Here is an 11,291-nt window from a genome sequence, read left to right on the forward strand (position 1 = left end):
GAAGAGGATGTGAGGCTTCTCCTCGCCGGCGATCGCGACGAAATGATCGATGCCGCGAACCTCGACCCGGCCCGGCTTCGCAGCGTCCGGGTCGAAGTCGAACAATGCATCGAGGAAGATGTATTCGGCCGCGAGACGGGCCATGTTGCCCCACATGTCGCGCGCGATGGCCTCGATTTCGGCGTCGCTCTTCTGCGGATAGGCAAGGCGCAGATTGTTGACCGCGACCCGGTGGCGCCCGACCAGCGGACCGACCCGGCGGGCGGCGCGGTCGGCGAAGTTGAGCGCGCTGTCCGGCGGCAACAGGCGCAGCAGCGACAGCAACACCATGGCGAGCCGGGCGACCAGCCAGTGCTCCATCTGGCGCAGCCGCAGGCCGTAGCGGAACATGAAGTCCCGGCGGGCTTTCCTGAGCGCGTTGCCGACCATCCGCCTTTCCTGGAACTGTTTTAGGAAACGCGCAGGATGATCTTGCCGAAGACGTCGCGGCCTTCCATGCGCTTCAGCGCGGCATCGATGTCGTCGAAACCCACCTCGGTGTCGATTACCGGGGCAACGAGGCCAGAGGCCATCTTCTGCATGGCGTTGGCCATGTTCTCCATGCGGCAGCCGAAGGAGCCGAGCAGCTTCAGCTGCTGCTGGAAGAGCTGCATCAAATTGACCTGCGTCGACACGCCCGAGGTCGAACCGCAGGTGACGAGGCGCCCGCCGCGCTTCAAGCACAGCATCGAGCCGGCGAACGTGTCGGCGCCGACATGTTCGAAGACGACGTCGACGCCTTTCTTCTTCGTCAGCTTGCGCACGACGCCCTCGAAGCGGTCCTCACGGTAGTTGATGACATGATCGGCGCCGAGCGCCTTGGCCTTGTCGATCTTGTCGTTCGAGCCGACCGTGGTGATGACCGTGCAGCCCATCTTCTTGGCCAACTGGATGGCGGCGGTGCCGATGCCGGAGCCGCCGGCATGGACGAGAATGGTCTCGCCGGGCTCCAGCTTCGCGTTGTCGAACAGCATGTGCTCGACCGTGCCGAAGGTTACGGGCGCGACCGCCGCGCCGATCTCGGTGACGCCGGGAGGAGCGGGCACCAGCAGGCGCGCCGGCAGGTTGATCTTCTCCTGGGCGAAGCCATCCAGATGGAAGCCATGGACGCCGGAAACATGCTCGCACAGATTGTCACGGCCTTCGCGGCAGGCGCGGCACAGGCCGCAGGTACGCGCGCCGTAGATCGACACCAACTGCCCCGGCAGCAGGTTGGAGACTCCTGGACCGACCGCCTCGACCTCGCCGGAAGCTTCGGCGCCGACGACCAGCGGCAGCTTGCGCTTGGCGAAAGCCATGCCGCGCCAGCCCCAGACGTCGATATGGTTGAGCGCCACCGCCTTGATGCGGAGCGTCACTTCGCCCAGCGAAGGCGGCGGGGGAGGCGGCAGGTCCACCGTTTCGAGACGGCGATCCTCGATAAGTTGCAATGCGCGCATAGGGCCTGTCAGTCGGTTCTAAAGCGCGTTGCGCTTCAGGTTCTTTGTCATGCATGTCGTTGTCGCAAGACCGATTTCACTTCGGCGCGACATGCATTGGCGGAAAAATGTCCGCTTAGACCGGTTCCCGCGCCATGACAAGGCAGGTGTTCTGGCCGCCGAAGCCGAAAGAGTTCGACAAAACCGTGCCGACCTCGGCGTTGCGCTTCTTGTTCGGGACGACGTCGAGGACAATGGCCGGATCGGGATTGTCGTAATTGATGGTCGGCGGGATGACGCTTTCGCGCATGGTCATCAGCGAGAAGGCGGCCTCGACCGCGCCTGCCGCCGACAGCGTGTGGCCGATCATCGACTTGTTCGACGAGACCGGCATCGAGCCGATACGCTCGCCGAACACGGTGGACAGCGACAGATGCTCCATCTTGTCGTTTTCCGGCGTCGAGGTGCCGTGCGCGTTGACATACTCGATCTCGTCCTCGCTCATGCCCGCATCGGCAAGGACGGCGCGCACCGCCGCGATAGCCGGCGACGCATCGGGCTTGGAGCGAGTGCGGTGGAAATCGTCCGCCTTTTCGCCGCAGCCGCGCATGATGCCGAGGATCGTCGCGCCGCGGGCCAGGGCTGCTTCCAGCGATTCCAGCACCAGAGCGCCAGATCCTTCGGCGAGCACGAAGCCATCGCGATCCTTGGAGAAGGGTTTCGACGCCTTTTCCGGGATGTCGTTATGGGTGGAAAGGGCAGAAAGCAGCGAGAAGCGGATCAGCGCCTCGGCCGTCGCCGAGCCGTCGGCGCCGATCGACAGCGCCTTGTCGCATTCGCCGCGCCGGATCGCCTCGACGCCGAGCTGGATGGCGGTGGCGCCTGAAGCGCATGCGGTCGAGAGCGTTATCGGCAGGCCGCGCGTGCCGAAGCGGTCGGCCAGTCGGTCGGCGATCGAGCCGAACTGGGTGGTTTCGAAGATGTCGAGCTCCTTCAACGCGCGGGCGACGCGCAGCAATCTCTCGGAACCGCCATCCTTCTTGTCGGAATTATAGAGCGAGAAACGGTCGGCCCAGTCGAGCTCGACCGGCGGCGAGGCGAGGAACAGCGGGCCGCCGAAATCGCCGGAATCGAGCCGTGCTTCCGACACGGCTTCTTGGGCCGCGGTCTCCGCCAGTTCGTAAGTGAGGTGGCTTGCGCCCTTCGAGCTCGACGGCAGGAAGTCGACCATGCCGGAAATGCGGGTGTTGAGGTGATCGACCGGAAAGCGGGTGATCGGATGGATGCCGGATTTACCGGACGTCAGCGCCGCCCAGTTGTCGGTCTTGCCGACGCCCAGCGACGTCACGACGCCGATGCCGGTGACGGCCACGACCGGCCTGCCCATGTGGTCTTTGAGATTGGCCATGTTTTGTCCTGACAGCCTCGATCGTACCTCAGGCCGCTTTGATCAGCCCCATGCCCTCGAATTGGTGATAGCCGATCGCCGTTGCAAGGACTGCCTTCGGCGCACCGTCAAACGGCTTCTCGGCTGCGGCATCGAAAACGGGGTAACCGGCCTTGCGGTCGATCGCCATGGCCGCGAGCGCCACGGCGAAGGGGAACTGCGCCTCCTTCATATGGCCGGTCAGCGTCGAGAAGCCGCGCACGGCGAGCGCCGGATTGGCGTCGAGCGCCGCTTTCTCCGCGGCGGTGGCTGCATGAGCGCCCGAAGCGCCGGATATCGTCAGCAGTTCGCCGGCGGGCAATTCGGCCTGCTTCAGTAGGGCCACGATCTCGGCATCCAACTCACCCAGGCGGCGTCTGGCGCGGCCGGACACGATGGGGCCGAGCTCGGCATAGATCCTTCGGCCGCGGCTTTTCGCGTGCTCGCGCTGCTCCAGCACCAGGAAAGCGCCGCCCGAACCGGTGACCACGCCGCCGCCCTCGGAGCCCTGACGCTGCCAGACCGGCTTCCAGGGGCCGCGATGCAGGTAGCCGGCGAGCTCGTAGCCCAGCAGCATGTCGGAATGCTCCGTCTGGAAGGCGCCGCCGACCAGAACATGGGTCGACTGTCCCGAGCGGATGCGCGCGGCTGCCGTCTCGACGGCCGAGACGCCGGCGCCTTCCTCGCCCATGAAGGTGCGGGAGGAACCGGTGACCTTGTGGACGATCGATATGTTGCCGGCGAGCAGGTTGGAGAGCTGGGCCAGGAACAAAGTCGGCCGCAGTTCCGTCGTCAGCTTCTCGTTGAGCAGCACGTCGCGGTCGTTGCGGCTTTCGGAAGCAGCAAGGATTGCGGCGTCGACGGCCTCGTCGCGCTCGCCGCCACCGGCCGCCACCACCATGTCCATGGTCGTGCAAAGCTCGTCATTGCCCTTGACTCCCGCATCGTCCAGCGCAAGGCCGGCGGCATAGGTGCCGAGGCGCTGCCAGGTTTCCATCTGGCGCTGGTCGCCACGTTTGGCGATCTGCAGGTTCCAGTCGATCTCGGGCAGAGGATGAATGGTATAGGGGGCGAAGCGCTCGGCATCGAGCACCGGCTGGAACCCAGGCTGCGTAAGCTTTTGCCAATGGGCATCCGGACCCTCTCCCAGCGAGGAGACAAGGCCGATGCCGGTGATGACGACGTCGTGGGAACTCATGGGCGGCTGTTGTGGGTCAGGCGACTTTTTGATTTTGCGCATGATCCTTTCCGAAAATCGATGCCGATTTCGGGGTCATGCGCGGAGCGCGTCAAGTTCGCGCTCGCCGTAGACATCAGGCGCTCTTGGCCGCGACCAGCGCGTCGATCTTGGCGCACAGGTTCTTCATGACGAAATAGTCGTCGGTCGAGGCATTGCCGTCATTGACCTCCTGCGTCCACTTTTCCAGCGGCACCTTGATGCCGAATTCCTTGTCGATGGCGAAGACGATGTCGAGGAAATCGAGGCTGTCGATGCCGAGGTCGTCGATGGTGTGGCTCTCGGGCGTGATGGTGTCGATATCGATCTCGCTGGTATCGGCAATGATCTTGGCGACTTTCTCGAATGTGGTGGACAAGGGCTCTTCCTTCGGGTTGCGGGCGGAATCTGTCCGCATCTTGCTTTGCGCGCTGTCTAATCGGTTTTTCCCGGCAGGAAAAGGCCTGATGCGCCGGGAGCAGATGGGACGCCGGCTTTGGGAACGCAAGAAGGGCCGCCGTTCGAACCGGCGGTCCTTCCCATCTTACGCTGCGTCAGCTGAGCGACATGCATCAGTCGCGGAGCTTGACCAGATCGTTGAGCAGCCCGCCCGTCCCGTTGTGGACGGTGAGCCGCTCGACCTTGCCGGCGATGGCCTCCAGAGCCTCGAGCTCCTTCAGCCGCAGCATCACCGGGTTCTCGGCCATCACCTTGGCCGTGTTGAGCAGCGAACCCGTGGCGTTCGTCTCCTCGCGGCGGCGGATGACGTTGGCCTCAGCCTGCTTCTCGGCCGAAACCACCTGGTTGAGGATCTCGCGCATGTCGCCCGGCAGGATCACATCCTTGAGAGCGATGTCGCTGACCTCGACGCCGATCGCGGCCATGTCTTCGCGCACCTTGGCCGCCGCGTCCTCGTCGACCGTGACCTTCTTGTCGAGGATCTGGTCGAGCGTGAGCGCGCCAAGCGTCTTGCGGAAGGCGTACTGCAGGGCGCGGTAGAGGGCTTCCGAGAAGTCCTTCACCGTGCTCACCGCCTGGACCGGGTCGACGACCCGGTACTCGGCGGCGATGTTGACGCGGATCGTCACGCGATCCCTGGTCAGCACTTCCTGCCCGGCGACATCGAGCGACTGGCGCTTGATGTCGACGACCTTCAGCTGGACCATGCGGCCGACATTCCAGAAGGCATGCACGCCCGCTTCAAGCGTGCGAACGAGCACGCCATCCACGAAGAGCAGCCCGACCTGGCCGTCCACGACCGGATGCAGGAACATGTGTTCCGTCTTCCGGGCCTGGCCGAGCCGGCGCATCAGCGCCGGATCGATGGCGAGATCGGCCGCCGTGTCGACGGTCGTAACCTTCCACGGACCGGCATCCGCCCACAGCACCAGCTTGCGGTCCGGCGACAGCACAGAATGCAGCGCGCCGTCGCGCTCGACCACGGCGACCTCCATGCGTCCGGTGCGGACGACGGTGAAGTGACGCGCGGCCACGTCCGGGAGCTTGTCGAACAATGCCTTCTCGTAAGCCGAAACGAATTCCGGGTTCTTCAGGTCGTGCCTGGAGATTTCCAGGTTGCCGCGCCGGTTGGCGAGCCAATGTTCGCCCGGCATCAGGACCGCCTGGATCTCGCCCTTGTAGAGGGCGACGGCACGTTCATTTTCCTTCACGAGGACGCGCTGGCGTCCAAGAGCCTTTTCGAGAATGGTCTTCATTGTCTTACTCCTGTCGGGCATGGCCCCATCCGAGGCGTCACGTCATGCGTCGATCATCCTTTTCGTTTTTCGTTTCACGTCGTCGTACTTCATGTTCCTGGGCACGAATGATCCGGAGACCGGTGGCATCCGCGCGAAGCGGGCCTTCGGGAGCGGATCGCGGGGCGGCGAAGCGGGCGCCGGAAGCCCGAGCTTCCCTTGCCGGCCGCGCCGCGCCTTGACCGTCATCGCGGGCCTGGCCGCGCGCCGATGGCGCAGGACGTCGCCGCCCGGCGAGGCCGAAACCTTGCCGTCCGTGAAGTCCTCGCATTCCGGTCCCCGGACCGTTTTGGATAACACCACCTGAAGGTGTCGGCTTATCAGGCCGTTGGAGAAGGAATCGAACCTTCGACAGTCAGATTAACAATCTGATGCTCTAACCAAACTGAGCTATCCGTGGTGCTGATGAAGGGACTCGAACCCTCGACCTCCGGACCCAAATCCGGCGCTCTAACCTCTGAGCTACATCGGCGATCCCAACACCCGAAACGGCGCCGTACACAGCGCGGCAAAGCCGCCTGCGCGGGCGGAGACGAAAGCTCCAACCGTTGTGCTCGCTTCGGTTTTCGTGACCGGGAGCGCGCCTATAGACCCTGCGACGGGTTGTCGCAAGCGGCATTGTGGCGGCAAATTTGCGGCTTCTTCCGGGAGTTGTATTTCAGCAACACCGGCCGGCGCGATGCCTTAGAAAGTCACGCGCCCCAGCACCTTGAGGCCGTCGCCGTCCGGCGCCACCACCACGGCCTCGCCTTCGCGCGGCGCCACGCCGGTGAGCGCTTCGATGTTTTCGAGATGCGTGACCAGCACCAGATTGTCGGAGCCGGAATAGCCGCGGATCTCCTTCATCACCGCTTCCATTTGCGCGGCCTTCTCGGCCGGGTCGGTCTTGAGCAGGTCGAGCGGCGCGAAGGGCTGCGGCTCGGATTCGAAAGCGATGCGGGCGGTGTCGAGGCAGCGGCAGTAGCGGCTGGAGAGCACGTGATCGATGGGTGCTGCGCGCGCCGCGAACAGCGCGCCGATGCGGCTTGCCTGCTGCTTGCCGCGCTCGGACAGATTGAGCTGCGTGGCGCAATTGCCGATGTCGAAATTCGCCGGGTCGGTCGCTCCGGTGACGAAGGCATGGCGAAGCAGCACGACATGGCCGCCGTCGCGCAGCAGCGCCCAGCCGGCATCGGTCGCGTGGGCAAGAGTGGGAGCGGCAAGGAGGAAAAGCGCCAGAACAAGTCGCAGCATCGGAAGTCCTTTGGCGGCCCGGGCGGGCCGAGGCCGTGATCGGCATATAGGGATCGCAAAGCCGTCCGGAAAACAAGCAGAGGCGCCGGAGATAGGCGTGCGGCGCCAATTGCACAGCGGCCGGGGCTCGCCTATCACGGGAAAAATGTCTCCGCCCGCAAAATGACTCCGCTCACTGAAACCGTCCTCTTCGTCTTCAGCCTCGTGGCGCTCGGCTATCTGGCCGGGCTGACCGGTTATCTGAAGCCGGCGAGCGGGGAGGGCATTTCCGAATTCGCCGTCAATGTGGCGATGCCGCTGCTTCTGTTCCAAACCATGGTCAAGTCGGATTTCCACGGTGTGGCGCCATGGTCGCTGTGGGGCGCCTATTTCGCTGCCGTCGCCATCACCTGGGCCGCAGGCCATCTGGTCACGACGCGGCTGTTCGGTCGGGACGCACGCGCGGGGATCGTCGGCGGCGTGTCCTCGGCCTATTCCAATGTCGTGCTGCTCGGCGCCCCCTTCATCCTCGGCATATTCGGCGCCAGCGGCTTCGAGGTCCTGTCGCTGCTGGTTTCGGTCCACCTGCCGATCATGATGATGGCGTCGATCGTGCTGTTCGAGATGTTCGGGCGCGGCAGCGGCGAGACGGTCCACCCGCTGCGTGTCGTCAAAAGCTTCCTCAGGCGCCTGTTCATCAATCCGCTGATCATCGGCATCCTGGCCGGGCTCGCCTGGCGCCTTACCGGCGCGCCGCTGCCCGACCTTGTCGAGCGGCTGGTCGATACGCTCGCCGACACGGCCGGCCCGGTGGCGCTGTTCGCCATGGGGCTCAGCCTGCGCCGCTTCGGCATCTCCGGCAATATCAGGCCGGCGCTGGCGCTGTCGGTGCTGAAGCTGTTCCTGATGCCGGCGCTGGTGCTGGCCTTCGTGTGGCTACTCGGCCTGCCGCCGCTGACCTCCAAGGTCGCGGTCGTCGTTGCGGCGCTGCCGTCGGGCATCAATTCCTACCTGATCGCCGTCCAGTTCAACACCGGCCAGGCGCTGGCCTCGAACCAGATGACGCTTGCCACGGCAAGCGCGGTGCTAACCACGTCGTTCTGGCTGACGGTGGTCGTGCACATCTTCGGATAAGCGTCAGCAAGCGTATGCGCGGCTCGCCTTTGCTGGCCCAACCCCTATATGCCATCTTGTGATTGCTTGCCTGCCTTTCCCTAGGTAAGAGCAATGCGCCGGCGTGCGGCTCTTGAAGCACGCTTCAACGGATATCCAGAAAAACGGCCGATCAGCGCGCCGAACGGAGGCCAGACCATGCTTCAGAAAACCAGCCATTTCATGCGCCAGGCCAATCTCATCAATGGTGAATGGGTGCAGGCCGACAGCGGCCAGACCATCGACGTCAACAATCCGGCGACGGGCCTGAAGATCGGCACCGTGCCAAAGGCCGGCAAGGCTGAAACCCGCCGCGCCATCGAGGCGGCCGAGGAAGCGTTCAAGAGCTGGCGCAAGACCACCGCGCTCGAGCGCTCGAAGCTGTTACGCAAGCTGCATGACGCGATGATGGACAATCAGGACGTGCTGGCCGAGCTGCTGACCATCGAGCAGGGCAAGTCGCTCGCCGAATCCAAGGGCGAGATCGGCTCGTCCGCGGCCTACATCCTGTGGTTCGCCGAGGAAGGCCGCCGCGTCTATGGCGACATCGTGCCGTCGCCATGGGGCGACCGCCGCATCCTTGTGACCAAGGAGCCGGTCGGCGTCATCGCCGCCATCACGCCATGGAATTTTCCGTCCTCGATGCTCGCCCGCAAGATCGGTCCGGCCTTGGCCGCCGGCTGCACCGCTGTGGTGAAGCCCGCCTCGCAGACGCCTTATTCCGGCCTCGCCTGGGGCGCGCTGGTCGAGGAAGTCGGTTTCCCGAAGGGCGTCGTCAACGTCGTGACCGGCTCAGCCGGCGAGATCGGCGACGAACTCTGCACCAATCCGCTGGTCAAGAAGATCACCTTCACCGGCTCGACCGAGATCGGCAAGCTGCTGATCCAGAAGTCCGCCTCGACGGTCAAGAAAGTGTCGATGGAGCTCGGCGGCAACGCGCCGTTCCTGGTCTTCGACGACGCTGATGTCGACCGCGCGGTGGCCGGCGCCGTCACCGCGAAATACCGCAATTCCGGCCAGACCTGCGTGTGCACCAACCGCTTCCTCGTCCAGGCAGGCATCTATGACCAGTTCGTCGAGAAGCTCGCCGCCGCCAGCAACAACCTCAAGGTCGGCTCGGGCCTGGAGGAAGGCGTGCAGCAGGGACCGCTGATCGACGAGAAGGCGGTCGAGAAAGTCGAGGAATTCATCGCTGATGCCACGTCCAAGGGCGGCCAGGTCGTCGCCGGCGGCAAGCGCCATGCGCTTGGCGGCTCGTTCTTCCAGCCGACGGTGATCTCCGGCGCCACGCCGAACATGCGATTCATGAAGGAAGAGATTTTTGGGCCGATCGCGCCCGTGTTCAAGTTCGAGACCGAGGAAGAGGCGGTGGCCTTGGCCAACGACACCGAGTTCGGCCTCGCCGCTTATTTCTACACCGGCAATCTCGGCCGAGCCTTCCGGGTCATGGAAGGTCTGAAATATGGCATGGTCGGTGTCAATGAAGGCCTGATCACCACGCCCGAGGCGCCGTTCGGCGGCGTCAAGGAATCGGGTCTCGGCCGCGAAGGCGGGCATCAGGGCATCGAGGACTATCTCGACACCAAATATGCCTGCTTCGGTGGCCTGGGGCTCTGATATCGACCGGCCGTACTGGATAGGTTTTGAAGAGCCGTCCGTCGTTTCACTGAAACGATGGGCGGCTCTATCTGTTTGGTACGGTCGAAAAACAGTCAGACATCTGGAATTGCCTGAGCCTGCCCTTGCCGGATCATCCATAGCCGGCCTAAATCCATTGATCGACAACTTACATTTTCGGGCATGGCGATGAAGGACGGCGAGGTCTTCGGCACGACGCAGGCGGGCGAGGCCGTACGCCGGTTCACGATCCGGGGCGGCGGCTTGACCGCCAACATCATCGGACTGGGCGCGATCGTCCAGGATCTTCGACTGAACGGCCACGACGCGCCGCTGGTGCTGGGCTACGACCGCTTCGAACCCTACGAGACCGACCGCGCCTTTTTCGGGGCGGTCGTCGGCCGCTTCGCCAACCGCATTGGCGGCGGCCGTTTCACCATTGCCGGCCAGCGCTACCAGACCGAGCAGAATTTTCTCGGCAAGCACACGCTGCATGGCGGCTCGGAAGGCTTTTTCCACCGGCCATGGACCGTCTCGCTGCACGGCCGCGATTTCGTGACGCTGACACTGCACGATCCGGACGGCGCGATGGGTTTTCCCGGCGCGCTCGACGTCACCTGCACCTACCGGCTGAAGATTCCCGGCACGCTCAGCATGGAACTGACCGCGACTTGCGAGCAGCCGACGCTCTGCAATCTGGCGCAGCACTCCTATTTCAACCTCGACGATGGCGGCGTCGGCGACATCCTCGACCATCGGCTGATGCTCAACGCCAGCGCCTACACGCCCGTCGATGACGAGATGATCCCGACCGGTGTCGTGAAGCCGGTCGACGGCACGCCTTTCGATTTCCGGCAGGCGCGGGCGCTGCGCATGGAAATGGAGGGCGAGCAGCTTCAATACGACCTGAATTACTGCCTCGCCTCCAGCCGCGGGCCGCTGCACCAGGCTGCCTGGGTGCAAGGCGCCAATTCCGGCGTCGAGATGGAAGTCTGGACCACCGAGCCTGGACTGCAGCTCTATAGCGGCCAGTTCGTCGCGCCGGCATCGCCGGGGCTCGACGGCCGCCACTACAAGGCGTTTTCAGGCCTCTGCCTCGAAGCGCAGACCTGGCCGGACGCGCCGAACCGGCCCTATTTCCCGCAGGCGACGCTGTGGCCAGGGCAGATCTATCATCAGGTGACGGAATACCGCTTCCGTTTGCCTTAAGGTTTTTCGGTATTGAAGTAATGTGCGCTAAAGCTTCGACGGCGCTTAACTGTCGAATGCTGCCCTCAACGTCGCGAATGGAGCAAGCGCGCCGCGAACCTGCACGACCGCGGCCGCCACTTTATGCGCGCGGCGCACCGCGTCGGCAGGCGCGTGGCCGGCAAGCCGCGCGGCGAGATAGCCGCCGTTGAAAGAATCGCCGGCCCCCGTGGTGTCGACTGGGGCGGCCACATGCGCCGCATCCACGG

11 protein-coding genes, 2 tRNA genes and 1 pseudogene are annotated in these 11,291 nt (G+C 64.4%); 4 read left to right on the plus strand and 10 right to left on the minus strand.

What is annotated here, in order from left to right; all coding sequences use genetic code 11:
* The 6 genes and pseudogenes from EOA24_RS14005 to EOA24_RS14030 form a co-directional block, all read right to left on the minus strand.
* Positions 1-429: pseudogene (locus tag EOA24_RS14005) on the minus strand (lipid A biosynthesis lauroyl acyltransferase); the annotation flags it as partial.
* Positions 430-449: 20 nt separating this feature from the next.
* Positions 450-1,478 carry a zinc-binding dehydrogenase gene (locus EOA24_RS14010; RefSeq protein WP_126082211.1) on the minus strand — a complete coding sequence of 343 codons (1,029 nt, stop codon included), beginning with the start codon at positions 1,476-1,478 and terminating at the stop codon, positions 450-452.
* 115 nt (positions 1,479-1,593) lie between these two features.
* Complete coding sequence (locus EOA24_RS14015) at positions 1,594-2,865, minus strand: beta-ketoacyl-ACP synthase (protein ID WP_126082212.1); 1,272 nt, start codon at positions 2,863-2,865, stop codon at positions 1,594-1,596.
* Positions 2,866-2,893: 28 nt separating this feature from the next.
* Positions 2,894-4,081 carry a beta-ketoacyl-ACP synthase gene (locus EOA24_RS14020; RefSeq protein ID WP_126083769.1) on the minus strand — a complete coding sequence of 396 codons (1,188 nt, stop codon included), beginning with the start codon at positions 4,079-4,081 and terminating at the stop codon, positions 2,894-2,896.
* A 115-nt stretch (positions 4,082-4,196) separates the two neighbouring features.
* A complete protein-coding gene (locus EOA24_RS14025) occupies positions 4,197-4,478 on the minus strand; it encodes an acyl carrier protein (protein WP_127257432.1) in 282 nt (93 codons plus the stop codon).
* A gap of 193 nt (positions 4,479-4,671) precedes the next feature.
* Entirely contained in the window at positions 4,672-5,814 is a 1,143-nt protein-coding gene (locus tag EOA24_RS14030; RefSeq protein ID WP_126082213.1) for a slipin family protein, read from the minus strand.
* Between EOA24_RS14030 and EOA24_RS14035 the strand changes: the two genes are divergently transcribed.
* Positions 5,804-6,160: a hypothetical protein gene (locus tag EOA24_RS14035; RefSeq protein WP_126082214.1), complete on the plus strand. Its 357-nt coding sequence runs from the start codon at positions 5,804-5,806 to the stop codon at positions 6,158-6,160. The genes EOA24_RS14030 and EOA24_RS14035 overlap by 11 nt on opposite strands.
* Before the next feature lie 21 nt (positions 6,161-6,181).
* Here the strand turns inward: EOA24_RS14035 and EOA24_RS14040 are convergent.
* The 3 genes from EOA24_RS14040 to EOA24_RS14050 form a co-directional block, all read right to left on the minus strand.
* Positions 6,182-6,249: transfer RNA gene (locus EOA24_RS14040), tRNA-Asn, on the minus strand.
* A gap of 1 nt (position 6,250) precedes the next feature.
* Positions 6,251-6,325 (minus strand) — tRNA-OTHER (locus EOA24_RS14045).
* Between the two features lie 212 nt (positions 6,326-6,537).
* Positions 6,538-7,086, minus strand: coding sequence for a histidine phosphatase family protein (locus EOA24_RS14050; RefSeq protein ID WP_126082215.1), 549 nt, complete (start codon positions 7,084-7,086; stop codon positions 6,538-6,540).
* Positions 7,087-7,248: 162 nt separating this feature from the next.
* Between EOA24_RS14050 and EOA24_RS14055 the strand changes: the two genes are divergently transcribed.
* The 3 genes from EOA24_RS14055 to EOA24_RS14065 all read left to right on the plus strand — a co-directional run bounded on the left by EOA24_RS14055 (position 7,249) and on the right by EOA24_RS14065 (position 11,043).
* Positions 7,249-8,199, plus strand: a complete 951-nt coding sequence (locus tag EOA24_RS14055) for an AEC family transporter (RefSeq protein WP_127409860.1) — start codon at positions 7,249-7,251, stop codon at positions 8,197-8,199.
* Between the two features lie 177 nt (positions 8,200-8,376).
* A complete protein-coding gene (locus EOA24_RS14060) occupies positions 8,377-9,834 on the plus strand; it encodes an NAD-dependent succinate-semialdehyde dehydrogenase (protein WP_126082217.1) in 1,458 nt (485 codons plus the stop codon).
* A 183-nt stretch (positions 9,835-10,017) separates the two neighbouring features.
* Positions 10,018-11,043, plus strand: coding sequence for an aldose epimerase family protein (locus EOA24_RS14065; RefSeq protein WP_126082218.1), 1,026 nt, complete (start codon positions 10,018-10,020; stop codon positions 11,041-11,043).
* Positions 11,044-11,088: 45 nt separating this feature from the next.
* Here the strand turns inward: EOA24_RS14065 and EOA24_RS14070 are convergent.
* Positions 11,089-11,291, minus strand: a 203-nt coding sequence (locus tag EOA24_RS14070) for a PfkB family carbohydrate kinase (RefSeq protein ID WP_245501793.1), incomplete at its 5' end; no start/stop codon positions are given.

The organism is Mesorhizobium sp. M2A.F.Ca.ET.039.01.1.1 (genome assembly GCF_003998035.1).
GTDB lineage: Bacteria > Pseudomonadota > Alphaproteobacteria > Rhizobiales > Rhizobiaceae > Mesorhizobium.

Excerpts from the sequence above, each read along its gene's own strand:
- EOA24_RS14010 (WP_126082211.1), bottom strand. The coding sequence starts at position 1,478 with ATGCGCGCATTGCAACTTATCGAGGATCGCCGTCTCGAAACGGTGGAC.
- EOA24_RS14015 (WP_126082212.1), bottom strand. The coding sequence starts at position 2,865 with ATGGCCAATCTCAAAGACCACATGGGCAGGCCGGTCGTGGCCGTCACC.
- EOA24_RS14020 (WP_126083769.1), bottom strand. The coding sequence starts at position 4,081 with ATGAGTTCCCACGACGTCGTCATCACCGGCATCGGCCTTGTCTCCTCG.
- EOA24_RS14035 (WP_126082214.1), top strand. The coding sequence starts at position 5,804 with ATGGTCTTCATTGTCTTACTCCTGTCGGGCATGGCCCCATCCGAGGCG.
- EOA24_RS14030 (WP_126082213.1), bottom strand. The coding sequence starts at position 5,814 with ATGAAGACCATTCTCGAAAAGGCTCTTGGACGCCAGCGCGTCCTCGTG.
- EOA24_RS14050 (WP_126082215.1), bottom strand. The coding sequence starts at position 7,086 with ATGCTGCGACTTGTTCTGGCGCTTTTCCTCCTTGCCGCTCCCACTCTT.
- EOA24_RS14055 (WP_127409860.1), top strand. The coding sequence starts at position 7,249 with ATGACTCCGCTCACTGAAACCGTCCTCTTCGTCTTCAGCCTCGTGGCG.
- EOA24_RS14060 (WP_126082217.1), top strand. The coding sequence starts at position 8,377 with ATGCTTCAGAAAACCAGCCATTTCATGCGCCAGGCCAATCTCATCAAT.
- EOA24_RS14065 (WP_126082218.1), top strand. The coding sequence starts at position 10,018 with ATGGCGATGAAGGACGGCGAGGTCTTCGGCACGACGCAGGCGGGCGAG.